Origin of the sequence: Streptomyces sp. NBC_00158 (assembly GCF_045160885.1) — a bacterium.
Lineage (GTDB): Bacteria > Actinomycetota > Actinomycetes > Streptomycetales > Streptomycetaceae > Streptomyces.
This window is the reverse complement of sequence record NZ_CP108162.1, coordinates 284,341-305,729: the sequence shown is the minus strand read 5'-3', so window position 1 is coordinate 305,729 and position 21,389 is coordinate 284,341. Positions and strand designations below refer to the sequence as shown.

At 74.0% G+C, this 21,389-nt stretch carries 18 protein-coding genes; 10 read left to right on the top strand and 8 right to left on the bottom strand.

Annotation, left to right across the window (positions count from 1 at the left end):
* Positions 1 to 62: 62 nt before the first annotated feature.
* Positions 63 to 1,181 carry a serine hydrolase domain-containing protein gene (locus tag OG553_RS36685; protein ID WP_331728361.1) on the bottom strand — a complete coding sequence of 373 codons (1,119 nt, stop codon included), beginning with the start codon at positions 1,179 to 1,181 and terminating at the stop codon, positions 63 to 65.
* An 84-nt stretch (positions 1,182 to 1,265) separates the two neighbouring features.
* Between OG553_RS36685 and OG553_RS36680 the strand changes: the two genes are divergently transcribed.
* Entirely contained in the window at positions 1,266 to 2,159 is an 894-nt protein-coding gene (locus OG553_RS36680) for an AraC family transcriptional regulator (protein ID WP_331728359.1), read from the top strand.
* Between the two features lie 29 nt (positions 2,160 to 2,188).
* On the opposite strand, the gene OG553_RS36675 is transcribed toward OG553_RS36680, so the two are convergent.
* Both OG553_RS36675 and OG553_RS36670 read right to left on the bottom strand, forming a co-directional pair.
* Positions 2,189 to 2,893, bottom strand: a complete 705-nt coding sequence (locus tag OG553_RS36675) for a hypothetical protein (RefSeq protein ID WP_331728357.1) — start codon at positions 2,891 to 2,893, stop codon at positions 2,189 to 2,191.
* 162 nt (positions 2,894 to 3,055) lie between these two features.
* Positions 3,056 to 3,655 (bottom strand): CGNR zinc finger domain-containing protein, encoded by a 600-nt coding sequence (locus tag OG553_RS36670; protein WP_331728356.1) that lies wholly within the window; start codon positions 3,653 to 3,655, stop codon positions 3,056 to 3,058.
* Positions 3,656 to 3,739: 84 nt separating this feature from the next.
* Between OG553_RS36670 and OG553_RS36665 the strand changes: the two genes are divergently transcribed.
* Positions 3,740 to 4,546, top strand: a complete 807-nt coding sequence (locus OG553_RS36665; protein WP_331728354.1) for an MBL fold metallo-hydrolase — start codon at positions 3,740 to 3,742, stop codon at positions 4,544 to 4,546.
* A 56-nt stretch (positions 4,547 to 4,602) separates the two neighbouring features.
* Here OG553_RS36665 and OG553_RS36660 read toward each other — a convergent pair whose 3' ends face one another.
* Positions 4,603 to 6,165, bottom strand: a complete 1,563-nt coding sequence (locus tag OG553_RS36660) for a phosphatidylinositol-specific phospholipase C domain-containing protein (RefSeq protein ID WP_331728351.1) — start codon at positions 6,163 to 6,165, stop codon at positions 4,603 to 4,605.
* Between the two features lie 111 nt (positions 6,166 to 6,276).
* On the opposite strand from OG553_RS36660, the gene OG553_RS36655 reads away from it, so the two are divergent.
* Both OG553_RS36655 and OG553_RS36650 read left to right on the top strand, forming a co-directional pair.
* A complete protein-coding gene (locus OG553_RS36655) occupies positions 6,277 to 7,317 on the top strand; it encodes a BadF/BadG/BcrA/BcrD ATPase family protein (RefSeq protein WP_331728348.1) in 1,041 nt (346 codons plus the stop codon).
* Positions 7,318 to 7,360: 43 nt separating this feature from the next.
* A complete protein-coding gene (locus OG553_RS36650) occupies positions 7,361 to 8,374 on the top strand; it encodes a WYL domain-containing protein (protein WP_331728345.1) in 1,014 nt (337 codons plus the stop codon).
* Here the strand turns inward: OG553_RS36650 and OG553_RS36645 are convergent.
* Entirely contained in the window at positions 8,365 to 9,312 is a 948-nt protein-coding gene (locus tag OG553_RS36645; protein ID WP_331728342.1) for an SDR family oxidoreductase, read from the bottom strand. The genes OG553_RS36650 and OG553_RS36645 overlap by 10 nt on opposite strands.
* 203 nt (positions 9,313 to 9,515) lie before the next feature.
* Between OG553_RS36645 and OG553_RS36640 the strand changes: the two genes are divergently transcribed.
* Entirely contained in the window at positions 9,516 to 9,938 is a 423-nt protein-coding gene (locus OG553_RS36640) for a MarR family transcriptional regulator (protein WP_331728709.1), read from the top strand.
* On the top strand, positions 9,935 to 11,245 hold the full coding sequence (locus tag OG553_RS36635; protein ID WP_331728339.1) for an MFS transporter: 1,311 nt from the start codon (positions 9,935 to 9,937) through the stop codon (positions 11,243 to 11,245). Before OG553_RS36640 ends, OG553_RS36635 begins: the two co-directional genes overlap by 4 nt.
* 73 nt (positions 11,246 to 11,318) lie before the next feature.
* On the opposite strand, the gene OG553_RS36630 is transcribed toward OG553_RS36635, so the two are convergent.
* The gene (locus tag OG553_RS36630) at positions 11,319 to 12,806 is read right to left on the bottom strand and encodes a lipase/acyltransferase domain-containing protein (protein ID WP_331728336.1); all 1,488 of its coding nucleotides are present in this window, start codon (positions 12,804 to 12,806) and stop codon (positions 11,319 to 11,321) included.
* Positions 12,807 to 12,933: 127 nt separating this feature from the next.
* Here OG553_RS36630 and OG553_RS36625 point away from each other — a divergent pair, with 127 nt between their 5' ends.
* The 3 genes from OG553_RS36625 (at position 12,934) to OG553_RS36615 (ending at position 19,528) form a co-directional block, all read left to right on the top strand.
* Positions 12,934 to 17,532 carry a hypothetical protein gene (locus OG553_RS36625; RefSeq protein ID WP_405983251.1) on the top strand — a complete coding sequence of 1,533 codons (4,599 nt, stop codon included), beginning with the start codon at positions 12,934 to 12,936 and terminating at the stop codon, positions 17,530 to 17,532.
* 309 nt (positions 17,533 to 17,841) lie between these two features.
* The gene (locus OG553_RS36620; RefSeq protein WP_331728332.1) at positions 17,842 to 18,537 is read left to right on the top strand and encodes an RES family NAD+ phosphorylase; all 696 of its coding nucleotides are present in this window, start codon (positions 17,842 to 17,844) and stop codon (positions 18,535 to 18,537) included.
* Between the two features lie 565 nt (positions 18,538 to 19,102).
* A complete protein-coding gene (locus OG553_RS36615; protein WP_331728329.1) occupies positions 19,103 to 19,528 on the top strand; it encodes an XRE family transcriptional regulator in 426 nt (141 codons plus the stop codon).
* A gap of 24 nt (positions 19,529 to 19,552) precedes the next feature.
* Here OG553_RS36615 and OG553_RS36610 read toward each other — a convergent pair whose 3' ends face one another.
* Positions 19,553 to 20,113 carry a hypothetical protein gene (locus tag OG553_RS36610; RefSeq protein WP_331728707.1) on the bottom strand — a complete coding sequence of 187 codons (561 nt, stop codon included), beginning with the start codon at positions 20,111 to 20,113 and terminating at the stop codon, positions 19,553 to 19,555.
* An 85-nt stretch (positions 20,114 to 20,198) separates the two neighbouring features.
* Entirely contained in the window at positions 20,199 to 20,684 is a 486-nt protein-coding gene (locus OG553_RS36605; protein WP_331728326.1) for a hypothetical protein, read from the bottom strand.
* 234 nt (positions 20,685 to 20,918) lie between these two features.
* Between OG553_RS36605 and OG553_RS36600 the strand changes: the two genes are divergently transcribed.
* Positions 20,919 to 21,302: a DUF6882 domain-containing protein gene (locus OG553_RS36600; protein WP_331728323.1), complete on the top strand. Its 384-nt coding sequence runs from the start codon at positions 20,919 to 20,921 to the stop codon at positions 21,300 to 21,302.
* The last annotated feature ends 87 nt before the right edge of the window (positions 21,303 to 21,389 follow it).

Here is a 21,389-nt window from a genome sequence, read left to right as displayed (position 1 = left end):
CGCCAGTGACAAGGTCAAGCCCGCAGAACCGGACCATTTGCCCGGCGCCTCCCCACCACCCGTCAGAGCAGCGCGCCGAAGGCGGCCGTGACGATCTCCATGCCCCGGTCGTCCTCCTCCCGGTCCCGGTCGAGCATCTGGTTCATGACGTAGGCCACCGTCAGGCGTGAGCCGGGGTCGCTCACGACGAGCGATCCGCCCCAGCCGCCCCAGCCGAAGGCGTCGCCGAACTTGCCGAAGCCCGCCGTCCAGCACATCGGCGTCCCCAGCACGCGGTCCTCGCCGCGGAACAGCTCCTGCCACGCGGGCTCGCACCCCCGGGGGGACAGCAGCCGTACGCCGCCCGCCGTTCCGCCGTTGGCCAGTACGGAGTGCACGAGGGCGACGGAGCGGGCGTTGCCGAAGCCGTTCACCGCCGGGATCCGCGCACGGCGCCAGGGCACCGAGTTGGCGTCCCTGACCCGGACCACCGGGCCGGTGGACTCGCGGGGTCGGCCGTCCGGTCCGGGCGGTGCGGTGGCGGCGTACTCGTCGGTCAGTGACGGCGGCGGGAGGAGCGGTGCGACGCGGTGGTCGTGGCGGGCCGGGAGCCCGATGTGGAAGTCCGCGCCCAGCGGCCCGGCCACCTCGTCGGCGAAGAACTCCCCGATGCCGCGGCCGGTGACGCGGCGGACGACCTCACCGATGAGGTACCCGAAGGTGAGCGCGTGGTAGCCGGCGGCCGTCCCCGGTTCCCATTCGGGGGCCCGGGCGGCGAGTCCGGCCGTCACCGCCTCCCAGTCGTAGAGCTCCTCGACGGCCGGGGCCGGCCCGGTCAGGTACGGCAGGCCCGCGCTGTGGGACAGCACGTGCCGCACCAGCACGCCCTCCTTGCCGGCGGCGGCGAACTCGGGCCAGTAGGCGGCGACCGGCGCGTCCAGGTCGAGCAGGCCCCGGTCGGCCAGGACGAGGGCGCACAGGGCGGTCATGTTCTTGGTGGTCGAGTTCACGGCGGTGAGGGTGTCGCGTTCCCAGCGGACGGAGCGGCCCGCGTCGGCGTACCCGCCCCACAGGTCGACCACCGGCTCGCCGTCGAGGCGGACGGCGACCGAGGCGCCCACGTCGTGCCCGGCCAGCGACGCGGCGAGGGCCGCGCGTACGGCGTCGAACCGAGGTTCACAGAGTCCCCTAACATCAGTCATGGACGAGAGCCTGCGGCAGGGCCCGGGCTTCCCACCCGACAGTTCCCGTACCGGTTCTGTCGGGCGGGGGAAGGACGCGGACGCGTGCTGGAGCGGCTGAACCTGGCACTGGACCACCTGGAGGCCCACCTCGACCAGGAGGTCGACATGGCCGAGGTGGCCCGGATCGCCGCCGTGTCGGAGTACCACTTCCGGCGGCTGTTCTCCGCGCTCGCCGGGATGCCGCTCCCGGTCTACGTCCGGCGCCGCCGGATGACGCTCGCCGGGGCCGAGGTTCTGGCCGGGGAGCCGACGCTGCTCGACGTGGCGGTGCGGTACGGGTACGGCTCGGCCGAGGCGTTCTCCCGGGCGTTCCGTTCGGTGCACGGCATCGGGCCCGGCGAGGCCCGGCGCACGGGGGCGGTGCTGACGGCGCAGCCGCGCATGTCCTTCCGTGTCGTCGTCGAGGGCGGTGCGGCCATGCGGTACCGGATCGTGGAGAAGGGGCCGTTCCGCTTCCTCGGCAGGAAGGCCCGGGTCCCCCTCGTGCACGAGGGGGTCAACGCGGCCGCCTCCGCGCACCTGGAGGGCCTGGACGAGCGGGCGGTCGTACGGATGAAGGAGCTCGCCGGCCCGCCCGGCCGGGCGGAGCCGGAGGGGATCCTGTCGGCCGCGGCGTACCTGACCGACAGCCGGGAGGAGGGCGCCCTCGCGGACTACTGGATCGGCGTGGTGACCGCCCCCGGCACGGCCGCCGGGGAACTGGAGGTCCTGGACGTGCCGGCCGGGACCTGGGCGGTCTTCGACGCCCGGGGGCCCCATCCCGGCGCGCTCCAGGAGCTGTGGCGCGACGTGTTCACGCAGTGGTTCCCCTCGAACCCGTACACCGCCCGCCCGGGCCCGGAACTCCTGCGGACCCGGCCTGCGGAGCTCGGCGCGGAGACCGGCTCCCAGCTGTGGATCCCGGTCGAGCGGGTCCGCTGGAGCGCGGGGGCGTAGTCGGCCGGCCCCGGACGTGGTCCCGCGCGTCAGCTCGCGAGCTTGTACGCGCCCCGCGCGGGCTTGGCGGGCTTGTAGGGGGCGAAGTCCGCGTTGTCCTTGCAGCCGAGCTGCTGCCAGGTCTTCTCGTTGGTCACCGGGTCGGTGCCCGTCAGGCGGTACTTGCAGGCGCCCTTGATGAAGTTGCCCCGCACGCCGCCGGGGAAGTCGATCTCCTTGTTCCACAGGTACGGGGACTGGTAGTTGTTCACCTGCGCCGTGGCGTTCACGTCGATGCCGCCCGGCGCGTAGATCTCGTAGACCCAGCCGGTCTTCTCCGCCCCGTACGTCGCGAACCGCTTGGCGACGCTCTGGTCGCAGCTGGTGCTGAGGTGGGCGCTGAGCTGGCCGCCGCCCTTGACGATGTACTCGGCGAGCGGGATGAGCTGGTCCCCGCGCGGGGTGAAGCCGGTCTTGAAGATCTCCTCGACGTTCTCCCTCGTGTCCCCGCGCCACAGGGTGTTCACGTCCTCGCGCCACTGCCAGCGCTCGCCGGAGGCCGTGGCGGCCACGGTGCGGGCGATCTCCGTGTTCGTCGTGGTGCGCCACCAGTCCCAGGCCCGGTACTCCACGACCGGTCCGCACGGGGCGGTCGTCGTGTCCTCTTCCGCAGCCGGCGCGGCAGCGGCGGGTGTGACGGCGACGGACAGGAGGAAGGCGGTGGCGGCGGCGAGGCGCAGAACGGCGTGCGGCATGGAATGACGACCCATCAGTCAGACGGCCAGAGGGCGAAACCCCCTCTTTATAGACGGGGCGATCGGCCGCCGGACTGCCGCGTCACGGCGTTCCACCCGTGCGGGTGGATCAGTCGTACCGGGTAAAGGCTTCTGCGCTCGCGGGGTGTCGGGCCGGGCTCGTCATCCGTCCTGCGGCCGGGTGCGCCGGGCGTAGGCGCGGGCCGCGCGGGCGCGGTCGCCGCAGCGGGTGGAGCACCATTGGCGGCGGCCGTGGCGCAGCAGGTAGCGGTTGCAGGGCGGGGAGGCGCAGGCCGTGAGGCGGTCGGCGTCGGGGCTCGTGAGGAGGTCCGCGGCGTCGGCGGCGAGGGCCGCGAGGGCGCGGTCGAGGATCTCGCTGGTGGGGCAGGGGGTCGAGCGGTAGGGGCCGTTCTTCTCGTCCCAGTGCAGCAGGGCGGCCGTGGGGGCCTTGGTCAGCGCGTCGTTGACGGCGGCCAGTGCGGCGGGCAGGGCGGGCAGTCCGGCGGCGCGGGCGGCGAACAGCGACCTGAGGTGTTCGCGCATCGAGCGCAGCTGGGCCGCGCACATCTCCCGCACCCCGGCGTCGGCGGGCGCGAGGCCGTGTGCGGTCAGCCAGCGGTTCGCGCTCTCGGGGGTGCCGAGGAGGTCGGCGTACTGGCCTCCGGGCAGGGCGACGGCGCTGTTGACGAAGTCGAGGGCGATGCGTTCCTCCGCCCCCGGCGCGGGTGTTGGCGCGGATGCGCCGTCCGGGATCTCACTCATGGATCTCATGTTAAGCGTTGCGCCCATCCGTGAGATAGCTCTACGATCATCACGGATAACCAACCACTCATCCGTGAGGTTCTGATGGCTGACACCAGCACGCCCGTTGAGCCCGTATCCACCCCCGCACCCGTGCCCGTCCGCGTCTTCGGCGGTCCGACCGCCCTCTTCGAGTACGGCGGCCTGCGGTTCCTGACCGACCCCACCTTCGACGCACCGCGCGAGTACCCCGTGCCGGGCGGCCTGCTGGCCAAGACGGCCCCCGCCGCCGCCACGCCGGCCGACCTCGGCCGGATAGACGTGGTGCTGCTCTCCCACGACCAACACCCCGACAACCTCGACGAGTCCGGCCGCGCGCTGCTCGCCGACGTCCCGCTGACCCTGACCACGCCCGGGGGCGGCAAGCGCCTGGGGGCGGGGGCCAGGGGGCTCGCCGACTGGGAGTCGGTCGACCTCGACCGTCCCGGCGGCGGCACCGTCACGGTCACGGGCGTGCCCGCCCTGCACGGACCGGGCGCGCGCGAGGAGGTCGAACCGTTCACCGGCCAGGTCGTCGGGTTCGTCCTCACCGGTCGGGACCTGCCCACGGTCTACGTCAGCGGCGACAACGCGTCCCTCGAACTGGTCGGGCAGATCGCCGAGCGGTTCGGCCCGGTGGACACCGCCGTCCTGTTCGCCGGCGCCCCGCGGTTCACCCGGCTCTTCGACGGGGCGCTGATCGTCCTCGACAGCACGCAGGCCGCCGAGGCCGCGCGCCTCCTCGGGGCGCGCCAGGTGGTGCCCGTCCACTACGACAGCTGGGGGCACTTCACCGAAGGACGGGACGAACTGATCGCCGCCTTCACCGCCGCCGGCCTGCTCGACCGCCTGGACCTGGGCGAACGGGGCTGACGCCGATGGCCGGGCGGCCTCGTGAGGAGGCCGCCCGGCCGGTGGCGGCAGGGGTGCTACTTCGGGCAGGCGTCCTGGGTCACCTTGCCGCCGGACGTGGACGCGGTGGCCGGGTCCATCGACAGGCACAGGCCCGTCCAGTTGTTGATGAAGTAGTACGCCGGCCGGGACCCGGTCGCGGTGGCGAGCTTGGTCGGCATGACGTTCCACATCTGGCTGCCCGAGAACCAGCGGGTCTCACAGGGCCACCAGAACAGCTGGGTGCCGGCGGCCGGCGCGGTGCCGTTGTTGTACGGCATCGTCAGGCACTTGCCGTTGCTCGCCTTGATCCAGAAGTAGCCCTTGCCGTCGAACGTGTCGGGCTTCGTGGCCGTCCACTGGTGGCTGCTGGGCGGGCTCGACTGGCAGGGGCGCTGGGTGACCAGACCTCCGTCACCGGCGTCGAACTCGGGGCCGCGCACCATGCACCGGCCCTGGTACTGGCTGTTGGAGTACGTCTTGTCGGCGTTGACCAGCCAGATCGACCGCTGGCCGCCCTTGACCATGTTGTCGTCGTTGTGGTCGATGATCGCGTTCACCAGGCCCCAGCCCGGGAAGTCCGTCATGATGATGCCGACGCGGCCCGCACTGCTGTTCAGGTGCTTCATCAGGTCGTAGTTGACCGCGGGGACCTCGGTGTTCACCCCGCCCCGGACCTCCCAGTAGCCACCGGCGACCAGGGTCGGGGACAGGCTGGGGAACTTGGACGCGGACGAGTAGGTCACGTACAGGTCATTGGCGTTCCCGGTGATCGCCTTGTTGACGTTGCCCTTGACGTAGCCCCACTTCTGTCCGACGCTGTCCGGCTCCCAGTGGTCTTCCTTGCGGTCGTTGAAGCCCTTGAGACCGTGGCTGTCGTCGGCTCCGGCATTGTCGAAGCTGCCCAGGACCACCTTGCCCCGGACCTCCCCGAGCGTGGGCACGCCCGCCCGGCCGCCGCCCGACACCGAAGGCGCGTAGAAGAGACCGGGATACTTCCGCACGTAGTCGCCGAAGATCTCCCGGACCCTGTCCGGGGTCGTCGAGTCCGGGTCGTTCTCGCATTCGGTGATCTTGGATTCGCTGCCGTACACGCACTCGGCCTTCAGCCGCATCACGATCGACTCGGTCGGATGCTGGCGCAGGAACGACTGCGCCTTGGTCAGGACGTCGTCGAAGTTGGCGTTCTGGTACTTCACGCCGTGGTGGATCGTGAAGGCGGCTCCCCCGGAGACGCGTGCCCGGATGTCGATGGCCCGGATGCCGCGGTCCAGCTGCGCGGCGAGGGTGTTCGCGCTGTCGCCGTAGTCCTCCTGCGTCTGCACCCAGGCCCCGCCGTGGATGGAGAGCGTGTCGTGGGTGCCGGGAATGGACATGTTCGAGAGCTTGGTGTCGCTCGCGATGCCCCACATCCACTCGGCACGGTCCGCCTGCCCGAGGTTCTCGAAGGCGTCGCGGTTGGTCGACCCGGCGGCCCCGGCGGGGGCGGGGCTGAGCAGCACGGCACTCAGGGCGAGGCAGGCGGCCGTCACCAGACCGGCGAGCCGGCGGGGGCGCCGGGGCGGTCGGACGCCGTCGGCGCGGGGGGTGGGGCGGGACATGTGACTCCTGTCCGAGTACGGGTGGTGGCGGTGCGGACCCCACCCTGACCGCCGCCCCTATCGTTCCGCTTACGTGCCGCTTACGTGCCGCGGCGCACGTACGCTCGTGCCATGACGCTGACACCGCTGGTGCTGGGCATCGACGCGGGGGGCAGCGGGCTGCGGGCGGCCGTCGCCGCCGTGGACGGCGGCCCGCCGCTCGCGACGGCCTCGGCCGGTGCGGGCAACGCCCGTTCGGTCCCGGAACGGCTCCTTGCGGAACGCCTCGCACGAGCCGTCGGCGAGGTCCTGTCCGCCGACGGCCGGGCGGCGCGGGTGCGGTGCGTCGTCGCGGGCTTCGCCGGAGCGGGCATCGCCGGAGCGGGCGTCGGGGGTGGGACCGGTGGAGCGGGCGCGGCGGGCGACGACGGCCGCGCCCGTGCGCGCCGGGCCCTGGACGCCGCGCTCGCGCGTCACGGCGTACGGGCCGCCTCCGTACGGGTCATGGCCGACTCCGAGGTGGCCTTCGCGGCGGCTCCCGGGACGCCGCCGGACGGTCTGGCACTGGTAGCCGGAACGGGCGCGGCCGCGGTCCGGATCCGCGGCCACCGGCTGGCCGCCGCGGTGGACGGCTGCGGGTGGCTCACCGGCGACGACGGCAGCGGCTTCTGGATCGCCCGGGAGGGCGTCCGCCGGGCCCTGCGCGGCCTGGACGGCCGCGGGCCCGCCACCGAACTGCTGCCCCGCCTGGCCGCGGCGTTCGGCGCCGGACCGGCCCCCGTCGACTCCGCCGCCTCCGCCGCGCCCGCGGACCCGTACGCCCTGCGCTACGTCCTGATCGACGGCGCGCGTGCCGCGTCCGAGCCCGCGCGGCTGGCCCGGCTCTGCCCGGTGGTGTTCGGCGCGGCCGCGGACGGCGACCCCGTCGCGGAGGGGATCCTCGACGAAGCCGCCGACCTGCTGGCCGGGAGCGTGGCGGCGCTCCGTCCCCGGCGGGGCGAACCGCTGGTGACGGTGGGCGGCCTGATCGGCCCCGGCGGCCCCCTCCTGCACCGCCTCACCACCCGCCTCTCCGCCCGGGCCCTGACCCCCCACCCGGTCCCCGACGGCCTGCCGGGCGCCGTCGCCCTGGCCCGCGCGGGGGCGAAGTCCGCGGCGGCCGACGGCACCTGACACGTATTCGTGCGGCCGCGGCCGGTTGCGGGATCATGGGGGGATGCGTGCCGCCCGTCTGATCCGCATGGCGCTCCTCGTCCAGTCGAGTCCTGGGCTGACCGCCGCCGCGCTGGCCCTGGAGCTGGGGGTGTCCGAGCGTACGGTGATCCGGGACGTGCAGGCCCTGCAGGAGGCGGGGGTTCCCGTCCGGTCCGAGCGCGGGCGCACCGGTGGCTACCGGCTGGCGCCGGGGTACCGGACGCGGCTGACCACGCTGCGTCCGGCCGAGGCGGAGACGCTGTACCTCTCGGGCATGCCGGCCGCCCTGCGCGATCTCGGGCTGTCGGGGGCGGCGGACGCGGCACGGCTGAAGCTGTCGGCCACGCTGCTGCCCTCGCTGCGGGCGGCGGCCGAGTCCTCCGTACACCGCTTCCACCTCGACGCCCCGGCCTGGTTCCGCGAGCCGTCGGCGCCGGAGTCGCTGCCGGAGCTGGCCCGTGCCGTCTGGGCCGACCGCACCGTCGAGCTGGCGTACGCGCGGCCCGGCCGGGAGGTGATCCGGCTGGTGGAGCCGTACGGGCTCGTCCTGAAGGCGGGGGTCTGGTACCTCGTGGGCCGGGTACCGGGCGGGGCTCCGGGTCGGGGCGGCGCGTGGCGGACGTACCGGGTCGACCGTGTCACGGCGTTGTCGCCGGCTCCCGGCGCCGAGGAGCCCTTCGTCCGTGATCCGGGGTTCGACCTGGCCGCGTACTGGGAGGAGCACTCCGTCGCCTTCGCCCGCGCGTTGCTGCGTACGAGCGTCACCGTGCGGGTGACGGAGCAGGGGCTGCGGCGTCTGCCGGCCGTGGTGGATGCGGCGGGTGCGGGCGAGGCGCTGGCGTCCGCGGGCGCGCCGGACGCGGCGGGGCGCGTCACGCTCGAACTGCCGGTGGAGTCGGAGGAGGTCGCGTTCGAGCAGTTGAGCGTGCTGGGCGCGGAGGCGGAGGTGCTGGCCCCGCAGGGCCTGCGCGCCCGCTTCCGCGAGCGTGCGCAGGCCCTGGCCGCCCTGTACGGGGCGGAGGAGGATCAGCGGTAGTCGTCCGCGGAGGCGTCCTTGCCCCCGTACAGGACGTCCTCGAAGTAGGCCCAGGCGTCCGGCCGGCTGCCGTCGACGTCGCGTACGCCGTAGGCCTCGGCGAGGTCCGCGCTGGAGGCGGACCTGCCGTTCCAGCGGGCCGCCCGGCCGGGGTCGGCGGCGAGTGCGGCGACGCCGCGGGCGAGGTAGTGGGGTGACTCGGCGATGGCGAAGTGCGGGTCCTGGGCGGCGGCGTCGCGCCAGTTCTCCTCCGTCACGCCGAAGTGGGCGAGCATCTGCTCGGAGCGCAGGAAGCCCGGGGTGACGGCGACGGCGGTGCCGCCGTACTCCGCCAGTTCCCGGCCCAGCCCGAAGGCGATGCGGATCGGGGCGCTCTTCGCGAGGTCGTAGTAGAGGTTCTCGCGGTAGCGGCGGTTGGAGCGCTCGGTCCCGTCGGTGACCTCCACGTGCAGCGGCGCGTCCGAGCGGATCAGGAGGGGGAGGGCGAGTGCCGCGGTGATGACGTGGGAACGGACCCCCAGTTCCAGGATGCGCAGGCCGTCGGCGAGGGGCGTCTCCCAGCTCTTCTTGCCGAAGACGGAGCCGGAGATCAGGTTCTCGCCGCCCCAGAGGTCGTTGACGAGGATGTCGAGCCTGCCGTGGTCGCGGTCGATCCGGCTGACGAGCGCGCGTACCTGATCCTCCTCCAGGTGGTCGGTGGGTACGGCGATGCCGGTGCCGCCGGCCGCGGTGACGAGTTCGGCCGTCTCCTCGATGGTCTCCGTCGTCCGGCCGACCTCGCTGACGCGTGCGCGGGTGGTGCGGCCGGTGACGGACACGGTGGCTCCGGCGCGTCCGAGTTCGACGGCGAGGGCGCGTCCTGCGCCGCGGGTGGCTCCGGCGACGAGGGCGATCCGGCCGGTGAGGGGGGCGGTGGGCGGGGTGGTGTCCTTGTCCATGACTTCACGGTGCACGCCAAAGGTGACAGTTCCCGTCACCCTTTTTTCCGTCTTCCCTTTCTCGGGGCGATGCCCGATGCCCGTCCGATTTATCACAGCACTGTTATATTAGCGCTGTGACATCTTCAACGGATCCAACCGGCCCAACGGACCCCACCTCGCTGCCGGACCCCTGGCACGCCCTGCACGAGCTGCTGGCCGCCATGGACGCCGAGATCGAGCAGGTCTACGTCGAGCGCGGCATCGAGGGGGTACGGCCCCGGTTCGCGTACCCCCTCATCCGGCTCGCCCACACCGGACCGCTGACCATCCGCGAGCTCGCGGAGTCCCTCGACCGCTCGCACTCCGCGATCAGCCAGACCGTCGCCGCGATGCGCAAGGAGGACCTGGTCAGCTCCGAGCCCGGACCCGACGCCCGGACCCGGCGGATCGACCTGACCGAACGGGGCCGGGCGCTGGTGCCGTTCCTGGAGGCCGAGTGGCGCGCCACCCACGCGACGGTCGCCGAGCTGGACCGCGAGGTCCCGTACGCGATGACCGCCGTGGTCGAGGAGGTCCGGCGTGCGCTCGGACGCCGGTCGATGCGGCAGCGGATCCTCGGGCACCTGGCCGAGCCACCGCGATGAAGGGCCGTGTCCATGGGCGCGTCCACTTCCTCGACACCCGCCCGCTGCGCGGCAGCCGCGCCTTCCGCGACCTGTGGATCGGCACCTCGGTGTCCCAACTCGGCGGACACATGGCCAACGTGGCGGTGCTGGCCCAGGTCTGGGACCTGACCGGCAGCCCGGTGGGCACCGGAGCCATCGGCCTCGCGACCGGGCTGCCGATGCTGCTGTTCGGGCTGCTCGGCGGCACGCTGGCCGACTCCGCCGACCGCCGCGCGGTGGTACGGGCCACCACCACGGGCCAGCTGCTGGCCTCGGCCGGGCTGTGCGCCCAGGCGCTGTCGGACAACCGCAGCGCCCTGCTGCTGCTCGCCCTGGTCGCCGTCGGAACGGCCTGCGCCGCTCTCGGCGCCCCGGCCCGGCGCACCCTCCCGGTCCGGCTGCTGCCCGGCGACCAGGTCGCGGCCGGTCTCGCGCTGGCCAACGTCTCCTTCCAGGCGGCGATGCTGGCCGGGCCCGCGCTGGCCGGGCTGATCATCGGCCGCTGGGGCTTCCCCGCCGCGTACGCCGCCCAGGCCGCCGCCACCGCCGTCGCGGTGCTCACGGTGGCGCGGCTGCCCGCCGTGCGGCCCGAAGGCGCGGACCCGGGCCCTGACCCGGACCCGTCCGGCGGCGGTCGCCGGCCGGAGCGCGGCGGCTGGGGCTTCGTGCTGCGCCGGCCGACGCTGTGGGGCTCGATGGCCACCGACCTGTCCGCGACGCTGCTCGCCATGCCCATCGCGCTCTTCCCACTGGTCAACGAGGTCCGCTTCGGCGGAGACCCGCAGACCCTCGGGCTGTTCCTCTCGGCCGTCGCGGTCGGCGGGATCGGCGCCGGTCTGCTCTCCGGCACGGTGACGCGCCGACGCCGGGGCGGCCTGGTGCAGCTGATCGCGGCCGGCGTCTGGGGACTGGCCCTGACCTGCTTCGGTCTGGCGGAGTCCCTGTGGCCGGCGCTCTGCTGCCTGGCCGTGGCGGGAGCCGCCGACACCGTGTCCGTCATCACCCGGAGCGCCCTGGTGCAGTTGGAGACCCCGGACGCGTACCGTGGCCGGGTGTCCTCGGTGGAGCACGTCATAGGCGTCGCGGGCCCCGAGCTCGGCAACTTCCGCGGCGGCCTGCTGGCGTCGGCCACGTCGGCGCCCTTCGCCCTGGTCCTCGGCGGCCTCACCGCCACCCTGGCGGTCGCCGCCGTCTCCGCCGCCAACACCCCGCTCCGCGCCTACCGCACCCCGCCGACGGCCGTCCCGGCGACGGGTTCCGGTCCCGGCACCGAGGCCGACCGCTGACCGCCGACCGCCGACCGCTGACCGCTGACCGCTGACCGCTGACCGCCCGAGCGGCTTCCAGACGGGGCGGGCGTCAGCCCTCCGCCTCCGCCGGGCGGTCGGCGGGGGCGGTCGACATGACCAGCTGGGTGATCGTGAAGCCGTCCGGGGTGTGGACGTCGATGCGGTACAGGCCCGGGGCCGGGGCGGTCGCCGTGGCCGTGGCCGTGCCGTCCTCCCAGGTCAGGGGGAGGGAGGCCGGGCGGGACGGGTGATCGAGGTCGGTGAGGCGGCAGGTCAGGCCCGGGAGGGCGGTCACGTCCGTGAGGCGGAGCTTCCAGGGGCGGCCCGCCTCCACCAGGTCCGGGGCGGTCAGACCGCAGCCGGCTTCTCCCAGGGGCGGGCCGGGGTTGACGTCGTCGCGGACGATCTCGGTGACGGCGTCCAGGGCGGTCCTCGCCCTGGCCACGTCCCCGTGTTGCAGGGGCAGGTGGGTGACGATGTCGGTCAGGACCGCCGACTCCTTGTAGACGGTGCCGTCCCCCTGCACCCGGAAGTACCGGACGCGGTCCTGCCGGTCGCGGACGAGGCTGCCGTCGGAGTTCTGGCGGGCGCCGTCCAGGTGCGGCTCGGCCCCGCCGCCGCTGATCGTCAGGTTCTGCCAGGTGGGCTGGTTGACGCCGACGACCGAGCGGTGCCCGGGCAGGGTGACGGTCTTCTGCCGGTGGTGGAAACGGGCCGCGTCACGGGCCAGTTCCGCGCTGCCGCCGAGCCCGGCGACGTCGCTCGGCGTGAGGTGGCGTACGTCGTCCCCCGCGCGCACGGCCCGGTACTGCGGCAGCAGGTCGTGCAGGCCCGGCATGGTGGCGCACATGGCGCGGAGCTTGCGGTGCGGGAGTGGCACGGGGGCGCCGCGGCCGGTCGCGAGGATGACGGCGGCCTTCACCGAGCCCTGGAACGGGGTGCCGAGCGTGATCACGCCCCGGGTGTCGCCCTGGAGGTCGCCGTCGTAGCCGGGGTCGAGGGCCGCGCGGGTGACGAGCCCGCCCATGGAGTGCGCGACGAACACCAGCCGCCCCTCCCGCTGGTCGACCCGGTGCAGACGCGCCTCGGCGTGGGCCCGGTGGCGGCGCCACTCGGTCAGGTGGATGCGCGCCGCGTCGGCCAGGAGACGGCCGTTGACGGCGACCGGCAGCCGCCAGTCGTAGGCGAACTCCAGGATCGCCGCCTCGTGCGCGACGCTGGTGCGGATCGTGTCGACCAGGTCGGTGTACGGCTCGCTGCCGGCCAGGTACGGGGTCCAGGCGGAGTGCCTGAGGAGGCCGGTCGCCCTGATGCGGCCGGTCTTGCCCGCCAGCTCGTCCTCGGTCATGGTCAGGGACTTCAGGCCCGAGGGGGTGGTCCAGGCCTTGAGCAGCCAGGAGATCCCGCCGATGCCCCAGACGTCCTTGCCCGTCGTCGTGTCGTGCAGGGTGCTGCCCATGATGCCGGGCACGACGACCACCGCGTCCTGGGTGACGTGGTCGGGTAAGTGCCCGGCCCGGTTCCGGTGATCCTGGTGCTGGTGCTGCCGGTTGTCCATGTGAGTGAAGAATAGGGCCGTGGACGGGGAGCGAGGCGAGATCGGCTTAGCCGATGCCGTGGAGGAGGCGGCGGAAGCGGCGGAAGCAGGGCAAGTGCCTTCCGCGGGGACCCTGTACGTGCTTCCCATGGAGGACGGGACCGAGGCACTGCGGCAGGCCGTCGGCGCGCAGCTGGAGGCCGTGTCCCTGTGGTGGGAACGGCGGCCGCCGGAGGGGCCCGGCTTCGTGCGGGTGGCGCCCGGCGCGCCGGTGACGTGCCGTCATGACGTGGAGCTCTTCCTGGAGACCGCCGGTATCCGGGAGGCGGAACCCGACGTCCCCGTGGTGCTGTACGTGACGGGCCACGGCCTGACCGGCGGCGCCGGCCGGCACTTCGCGGTCCTGAGCGGCACCGACCCCGCCCGGCTCCTGGCCACGGGCCTGCGTACGGCGGAGATCGTGATCGCCGCGCTCGACTCGCACGCCCGGGACGTCCTGGTCATCGTGAACATGTGCGAGTCCGCCGCCGTCCGCGCCGAACTGCTGGACCTCGTGGAGAGCCTGGACGCCACGCGCACCGAACACGCGACGCTCAACGTCCTGACCACCGCCGCGCCCAGGATGCGGGTGATGGGCGGGGAGTTCGCGCTCGTACTGCGGCGGGCCCACGAGTGGCTGAGCACGGCCGGCGGGATCACCCGCGAGTACCTGACGATGGAGGAGTTCGGCCGCGCCCTGTACCAGGCGGCGCGGACGATCGGCAGGGAACGGGGCCGGGCGCTGTCCCTGGACTGCCGTACGCTCACGGCCGGCAAGCAGCACGTCCCCACCGCGGCCCTGCCCAACCCGGGCCACCGGCCGGAGGAGGCCGCGGTGGAGGAGAGCCGGCAGGAGGTCGCGGCGACCCTGGCGGACCTGGGCTACTGGCTGGAGAAGGCCAGCGGCCGCACCGGCGCCGACGACCCCGGCTGGTACTTCTCCGGCCGCAGGGAGCTGAACACCGCGGTGGTCTCCTTCCTGACGGGCGCACCCGGGGTGCTGGTCGTCACCGGCATCACCGCGAGCGGGAAGTCGGCCATCCTCGGCCGTGCGGTGACCTTGAGCGACGCGCGCTTCCGGGCCTCGGCCCTGTACGCGGCGGCCGTCGGTCACTGCCCGCCGTACACCGTGCCGGACGAGGGGGCGGTGACCATCGCGGTCACCGCCCACAACCGGGAGCCGCTGGGGCTGTTGCAGGTCATCGCGCAGCGGCTGGGCGCCGCCCCCGACCCTTCGGGCCGGGACCCGCTGAGCCGCTGGCAGCAGGGGCTGCGGAGGTTCCTCGACGCACCCGGGCCGATGGTGACGGTCGTCGTCGACGCCCTCGACGAGGCGACCGACCCCGCGGCGCTGGTGCACCAGGTGCTGGTGCCGCTGGCCGGGCACCTCGCGCACCCCTCCCCCGCCGGGCCGGCGCTGCCCCTGCGGCGCGGGGTGCGGCTGGTCGTCGCCGTGCGCAGCAGTGACGGGGAGGCCGAGGGGGAAGACCAGGACCTGCTGGGGCGGCTGCGGGAGGCGTTCCCCGAGGCGGCCGTGCTGCGCACCGACGGCGAGGACATGAGCGCGGACGTCGCGGGATACGTACGCGCCCTCCTGGACGGGGAGGACGGCTGGGCGGGGCACGACCCGGCCGAGGTCTCGCGGACGGTGGCCGGGGCGGTCGGGCGGTCCTTCCTCGACGCGCGCGTGGCGGCGCACCAGCTGCGCGCCGGGGGGCCGCGTCTGCTGGCGGACGCCGGGTGGCTGCGGCGGCTGGGCGAAGGTACGGCCGGGCTGCTGAAGGACGACCTCGCGCGGGCGGCGGAGGACGGTCTCGGGGCGCAGGACGCGCTGGCGCTGCTGCGCGCGACGGCCTTCGCGCAGGGGCGGGGCCTGGCCTGGGGCGAGGTGTGGCCGGCCGTGGCGTCCGCCGTCGCCGGGCGCTGCGTCGAGGACGCCGACGCCAGGATCCGGGTGCTGCTGGAAGGGCGTCTGGCTGGGTATCTCACCCGTGACGTCGAAGAGGACCAGCGGGTGTACCGGCCGGCGCACGACCGGCTGGCCGCGGTCCTGCGCGCCTGGCCCGTGGGGGGCGGGGCGCCTGTTGGGGGGATGGGAATGACGGACGCTCAGGACGACCCTGTCGATAGGACCGAACGGGCTGAACAGGCTGGACAAGCCGAACAAGCCGAAAAGGCCGGACTGGTTGAACCGGCTGGACCGGCTGGCGGGTCCGGCTCGGCCGGGGAAGGCGCGTACGGCGGCGCGCACGCGGGCGGCGACGCCGCCGTGCACGCCCGCATCGCGGAGGCCCTCGCCGACCTCGCCGCGCCCCACACCACCGGCGACGCCGCCGGCACCGCCACCGCCCCGCACCCGTACGTACGCCGCCACCTCGCGCGCCACGCCCGCCTCGGCGGGGTCCTGGACGACGCGCACGTGCCGGCCGAGGTACTGCCGTGGCTGACCGGCAGCCCGGTCCGCGGGCTGCTGGGGCCGGGCCGGGGGCGGGAGGACCGGCTGTGGCTGGAGGCGTGGGCAGCGGTCGAGCCGTACCTGCACCGGGCGGACCGCCCCTCGCGGCTGGCCAGCCTGCACCTGGCGCACACGGCGCTGCGCCACCCCGGGCTCCCGCGCCCGCGTACGCCCGGGGACGCGGCGCCGCTGGCGGTGCTGTGGTCCCGGTGGACGCCGCCGGTGAACGTCCTGGCCGCCCTCCGCACCACCGTGCGCTCCCTGGCGGCGGTGCCCGCCCCCGACGGGCGGCCCGCCCTCGCGGCCGGTGACGACGAGGGCCGCATCGAACTCGTCGACGCCGTCGAGGGCACGGCGGTCCGCGAGCCGATCGGCGCGCACGACGGAGCCGTGCGGCACCTGCTCCTCGCCCCGCGCCCCGCCCAGTCACCGCTGCTGGTGTCCGGCAGTACGGACGGCACCCTGCGGCTGTGGGACCCGGCGACGGGCCTGCGCCTCGACCGGTTCCACGCGCCCGGCGGGATCTGGATCGCCGGCGTGTGCGCGTACCGCGACGACGGGCACGAGCTCGCGGTGGTCTGCGTCGACGGGAACGGCTCGGTGGTCTGGTGGAACGAACGCATGGGCGCGCTCGACCTGTTCACCCTGCCCGGTGACACACCTCGTACGACGGCCACCGCGCTGGCGGCGGTCGAGGACCCGCCGGGACGGCCCCTGCTGGCGATCGCCGACGACGCGCACCTGGTGTTCCGGGATCCGGCGGCCGGGACGGAGGTGGCCCGCTTCGAGTTCCCGGCCGACGTACGCGTACTCGCGCCGACCACCCTGCCCGGGACGGTCGCCGCCGGCCACCCCGACGGGAGCGTCACCGTCTGGGGCACCGGCGGGCCGCTCGCCACCCTCACCGGCGCCGGCGGGCCGGTGACCTGCCTGACCGCGCTCACCCTGCCGGGCCCGGAACCCCTGGGAGGCCCGGAACCGCGCCACCTCATCGCCGCCGGGACCGGCAGCCGCATCGCCGTCTGGGACGTATCGCGGTGGGACACCGCCGCGAAGGAGCCGCCGGGGCTGCTGAGCGGGCACACCGCCACCGTGACGGCCCTCGCCCCGGTCACGGTCCCGGACCCGGACCCGCAGTCGAAGCCGGGCTCGGGCCCGGGCCCGGGCTCTGAACTGCTCGCCTCCGCCTCCACCGACGGCACGCTGCGCCTGTGGAACCGGGAGGTCCTGGAGCGCGCGCTCACCACCGCCCGGACACCCGCCGCGCCGGCACCGACGGGCGGCGCGCTGCTCCCGCCGGAGGGGCGCGGGGAAGCGGGCGGCGGCCCGGCGTGGTTCGCGCTCAGCGGGGACCACCCGTACATCGAGGTACGGGACACCGGCACGGGGGACGCGGTCGCGCGGATCGACACCGGCCGGCCCGCGTCCGCGCTGGCCTGGGCCCGGCGGCGGGAGGGGCGCCTCCTGGTGTCGGCCGGGTACGGCGACCACGGCATCCGGCTCTGGGACGCGGAGACCCGCCAGGCCCTCCCGGACGTCCTCGAAGGGCACTTCCTCCCGGTCCGCGCCCTCGCCGCCTGCACCACCGCGGCCGGTCGGCACCTGCTGCTGAGCGGCGGGGACGACGAGACGGTACGGCTGTGGGACCTGGACGTCCCGGGCCAGCTCGCGGAGTGGACCGGGCACGACCTGCGGATCCGGGCCGTGGCGGCCGCCTCGACCGGCGCGGGCGGCGACGGCGAGGAGTGGCTGGCGTCGGCCGGATCCGACGGCACCGTACGCCTGTGGGACGTGGAAGAGGGGCAGCTGGGCGCGCCCCTGCGCTGCGACCAGGGCCTGCTGCACGCCGTCGCCGTCAACCCCTCCCCCGACGGCGGGCTTCCGCCGCTGCTGGCCAGCGGCGGCGACACGGGGACGGTCCGGCTGTGGGACCTGCGCGAACGCCGCCCGCTGGGCGTGCCGCTGACCGGGCACACCGGCGCCGTCCTCACCCTGGCCGCGTGGAACGCGGGCGGCGGGCTCGGCAGCTTCGTCGCGTCCGGCGCGGCGGACGGGACCGTACGCGTCTGGGACGCCGTCACGGGGCGGTGCCGGCTGCTGCTGGCCGCGGGGAGCCCCGTACGCGGTATCTCCGCACACCCGGTGGCGGGGGCCGGGGGCGGCGGGCGCGTGGTGCTGTCCTTCACGGGGGACGCGGGAGCCGTGGTGGCGGAGGTCGATCTGGCCCGCTGCCGGGGGGCGGGTGGGGCCTGATCACCCCGGCATGCGCCCCCCGTGCTCCTTCGTGCGCCCCCGTCGGCCACCGCAACCCGGTCGCTTCGGTCGTACCCGAGCACCAAAATGATCGTTCGGCACATGTCACGGACCGGTACGCCGCTCGGCGAACGCGTTCCGCACATGACCTGCCCATCACATGAGCACGTCCGAACATCCCGAGCATGAGCAGACCCGGCTCTCCCGGCGGCCGGACCGACCCGCGTCCCGCGGGCCCGGCCGCCGGAGAACCATGAGCATCACCGGCCGGCGACCCGTGGAGGGCGGGCCGGAGCAAGGAGCGGCCGTATGAGCCAGGACACCGCACAGCCGGACGTCGCCCTCGTCCCCGCGCCGGCGAACGGCATCTGGCGCCTGGGGAAGTACAAGGAGCCGGTCAAGTACGAGACGATCAGCCAGGAGGACCACGCGCGAACGGGCGGGAACCGCTGGAGTCTGGTCAGTTACGGCACCCTCTACTGCGCCTCCGAACACGACGGCTGCTTCGCCGAGGCCCTGGCCCCCTTCCGCGTGCACCCCGCCATGCGGGAGGTCATCGCGGACGACTGGCCGGAGCCGGCCTTCATGACCCCCGGCAAGATGACCCGGGAGTGGACCACCAGCCACATCCTGGTGCGCCTGCGGCCTCCCCGGGACGCCCGTTTCCTCGACGTGGACGACGAGCGGACGCTCGCGACGCTCTCGCGCGAACTCGGGGACAAGCTGGCCGAACAGGGGGTGGACCGGCTCACCACGCAGCACGTCCAGGGCGTCAACCGCCGCATCACCCGGCAGATCTCGGCCTGGGCCATCACCCAGCGCACCGGCCCCGGGCAGCAGGAGCGCCTCATCCACGGCATCGCCTACCGCTCCCGCTTCGGCATGCGCCAGTGCTGGGCGGTGTTCAACGACGTGGAGCTGACGCAGGAGGAGTCCACGTACATCTCCCCCCAGTCGGACGCCCTGCTGAGGGTGGCGGACGAGTACGGCCTGACGATGCTCTGAGCCGACGCCCACCAGAACCCCACCCTGAAACCCACCCCTGAACCCCACCTCCAAGCCAACCGCGAAACCAACCCCAAAACAACCCCATCCGCATCGCCCGAAAGGACGAAATCAACCCGGTTCTCCTCCGCCTCCAGGCCACCGGCCCGCCCCGGGCCGGTGACAAAACCCCAGCTCAACACCGAACTCCGAACCAAAACACCGAACTTGACGACCCGTCCGGACCCCGCCGGATTCCCCCCAAGAGGTGGAGTTGGAGGGGGATTACGGGTAACGTAACCAGTACACCGACCGACTTGGAGCCTGGGGGATCTCATGAGTGGATGGTGAACGCAGACCGCCAGCCGGCCGGCCCATTCCGCCCGCCCTGGCAGACGCTTACCGGCGGGCCGGACACACGGCAAGAAGCGTTCGCAGCTCGCCGAGACCGAGCGTCCCCTCCGTCTGCCCTCACGGCAGTACGCGACAGCCGGGCCCCGCGGGCGCACCCACCTACACCCGTCGCCTGAGCACGCGACCCGCCGCCGATCGGGCGCGCGGTCAGGGCAACGAGGGAGACCCGATCATGCCTTCTGACACCACCACGTCCCCCGCCGCCGTCGCCCTCGCCGTCGCCGTCCCGAGGAGCGCCGCCAGCGCCGAGCGCGCCCACGCGGACTCCGTACGCATGGGCATCAGCGAGATCGCCCGCTTCCTGCAGGAGAACCTCGGGCAGCGCCTGACCGCGCGGATCGCCAACATCAGCGACCCCAAGCAGGTCGGCAAGTGGGCCTCGGGCGCCGCCGAACCGCGCCCCGAGGCCGATGAGCGCCTGCGCGCCGCGCTGCAGGTCTTCCGGCTCATCCACGACGCCGAAAGCCTCCACACGGCCCGCGCCTGGATGATCGGCATGAACCCGCAACTGGAGGACGAGGCACCGGCCCAGTGCATCGCCGACGGCCGGCGGCGCGACGTGATGGTGGCGGCCCGCGCCTACGTCGACGGCGGCTGACCGCGGTGCAGCGGCTCCCGCACGTCATGGACGACGCCGACGCTCTCCCCCGCGACGTGGACGAACCCGCGCCGCTTCGCTCTCGCTGACCTCCCTCCAGCGCGGAAGGCCGTCATCGGGCACGTCCGGAGACGCGAAGTGGAAGGGCACGTCGAGGTGCTCGGCCAACGCACGGCCGGCCGCGGCGGCGGCAGCACCGGGAGGACGGCCGTCGGAGAGGTCGTAAACGGTCGCCAGGTGTTCCTCCCCCGCCGGTGCGTCCAGGACCACGGCCAGGTGTACGAACCAGCCGTGGACGGTGTCCCCGTCCCAGAACGCCTCCACCACCGCCACACGGCCGGACAGAGCCGCGGTGCGGGCCGCGAGCGAGGGAAGGTCCAGCGGATCGGGCGGCCTGCGCCGCACGCGGTCGCCCAGTGCCTCGTACCGCGCCTGCACCACCAGCTCGGCCGCGTGCAGACCCACCTCAAGCGGACGCAACGCCTCCCAGACGGACTTCACCGCCGTCATCCGGCGGTCGCGCAACACGTCGGCGTCGACCTCTCGGCGGGTCCGCTCCTCCAGGTAACCCCACCACCGGCTCACGAAGCCACCGGCCGGGATCTCAGGGCACACGTCATGGGCGCCGAACATACGCCAGGGCCGCGGGCAGCGGCCACCGCCCGGTCTGTCAGGTGTCGTACTCCCCGTTCCACGGAGCCGAGAACCCCAACCCGTCCGGATACAACTCGGCCCGGTCGTCCTCACCGTCCCCGGCACGGCACTCCGTGACGAGGCCGAAGAGCACACCGTCGACGGTGAGCCTGAACGGCCGGATCGCGATGTCGCAGTACTCGCGCTCCGCGAGACCGTCGAGGACGGCGGCCAGCCGGGCCTCCGCACGGGCGACCACGGAACGGTCGCCATGCGGACGCCTCATCTGCTCCGCCCGCGTGCCGGCGCACCAGATGTCGGACTCCTGGTGGTGTCCGTCGTGGTCGAACTCGTGCAGCACGACGAAGAGCCGCTGCCGCTCCTCCCAGCCGTCCCCCATCACGTACCCGTCCGGGAACGCGTAGGTGATCGAAGCCAGGAACTGGCCGCCGCTGAACCGGCCGACGGTGCTCGTCCGGTAATCCGGCTCGTGGACGATGGGGACGATCTCGGGGACGGCCATACCGCACCCTAACAAGCCGTCTCATCTGGCGAGTCTCCGGCAGTGGACGAGAGCTGCGGTGACGCCCGCGAAGGCGAGGACCGTTCGCCATGACCGACAGCCCACCCACCAAGCCAGATGCCGGCGGAGGCTGCCAACAGGCAGAAACCCCGAACCTGCTTGCGCCGGGCGCGCCTCGGCAGGCGCGAGGGGCCATCGCCGACCGGGCGAAGGCGTCTGGCAGACTCCGCGGGCATGGGAATGTCCAAGCGGTCCGACAAGGCAGACAGTGCTGGTCAGGCTGAGGAGAGGGCCGACCTGAGCGTGCTCCTGCTGCAGGGCGAAGACGTGATCGAGCAGGTGGGCCGGGCCCACATGTCCTGGGGCTTGGGTTCAGCGGACCGCTGGGACCTGGACCAGACGACCGGCGTCATCACCTGGACCTTCCCCGACAAGACCGCGACCGCGTCGGCCCAGATCCTCGGCAGCTTCGCCCCCAGAGCGGGCTCGTGGCTGTGGGCCTGGGCCGACCAGAGCCTCCTTCCCCACATGACCCGCGACTCCCGCAGCTTCTGCGACTGGGCGGAGGCCAACGGGCATCCCGGGCTGGCCCAGCCCACCGCCTTCCCCAGCCCCTAGGCTTCGCACAGTCGTACGACCATGGTCGTAGGCGGCTGCTTCCTTGGGCCGATTGACGCCGACCGGGGCCCGCGAACGATCATGGGA

Excerpts from the sequence above, each read along its gene's own strand:
- OG553_RS36685 (WP_331728361.1), bottom strand. The coding sequence starts at position 1,181 with ATGACTGATGTTAGGGGACTCTGTGAACCTCGGTTCGACGCCGTACGC.
- OG553_RS36675 (WP_331728357.1), bottom strand. The coding sequence starts at position 2,893 with ATGCCGCACGCCGTTCTGCGCCTCGCCGCCGCCACCGCCTTCCTCCTG.
- OG553_RS36670 (WP_331728356.1), bottom strand. The coding sequence starts at position 3,655 with ATGAGTGAGATCCCGGACGGCGCATCCGCGCCAACACCCGCGCCGGGG.
- OG553_RS36665 (WP_331728354.1), top strand. The coding sequence starts at position 3,740 with ATGGCTGACACCAGCACGCCCGTTGAGCCCGTATCCACCCCCGCACCC.
- OG553_RS36660 (WP_331728351.1), bottom strand. The coding sequence starts at position 6,165 with ATGTCCCGCCCCACCCCCCGCGCCGACGGCGTCCGACCGCCCCGGCGC.
- OG553_RS36655 (WP_331728348.1), top strand. The coding sequence starts at position 6,277 with ATGACGCTGACACCGCTGGTGCTGGGCATCGACGCGGGGGGCAGCGGG.
- OG553_RS36650 (WP_331728345.1), top strand. The coding sequence starts at position 7,361 with ATGCGTGCCGCCCGTCTGATCCGCATGGCGCTCCTCGTCCAGTCGAGT.
- OG553_RS36645 (WP_331728342.1), bottom strand. The coding sequence starts at position 9,312 with ATGGACAAGGACACCACCCCGCCCACCGCCCCCCTCACCGGCCGGATC.
- OG553_RS36640 (WP_331728709.1), top strand. The coding sequence starts at position 9,516 with ATGGACGCCGAGATCGAGCAGGTCTACGTCGAGCGCGGCATCGAGGGG.
- OG553_RS36635 (WP_331728339.1), top strand. The coding sequence starts at position 9,935 with ATGAAGGGCCGTGTCCATGGGCGCGTCCACTTCCTCGACACCCGCCCG.
- OG553_RS36630 (WP_331728336.1), bottom strand. The coding sequence starts at position 12,806 with ATGGACAACCGGCAGCACCAGCACCAGGATCACCGGAACCGGGCCGGG.
- OG553_RS36625 (WP_405983251.1), top strand. The coding sequence starts at position 12,934 with ATGGAGGACGGGACCGAGGCACTGCGGCAGGCCGTCGGCGCGCAGCTG.
- OG553_RS36620 (WP_331728332.1), top strand. The coding sequence starts at position 17,842 with ATGAGCCAGGACACCGCACAGCCGGACGTCGCCCTCGTCCCCGCGCCG.
- OG553_RS36615 (WP_331728329.1), top strand. The coding sequence starts at position 19,103 with ATGCCTTCTGACACCACCACGTCCCCCGCCGCCGTCGCCCTCGCCGTC.
- OG553_RS36605 (WP_331728326.1), bottom strand. The coding sequence starts at position 20,684 with ATGGCCGTCCCCGAGATCGTCCCCATCGTCCACGAGCCGGATTACCGG.
- OG553_RS36600 (WP_331728323.1), top strand. The coding sequence starts at position 20,919 with ATGGGAATGTCCAAGCGGTCCGACAAGGCAGACAGTGCTGGTCAGGCT.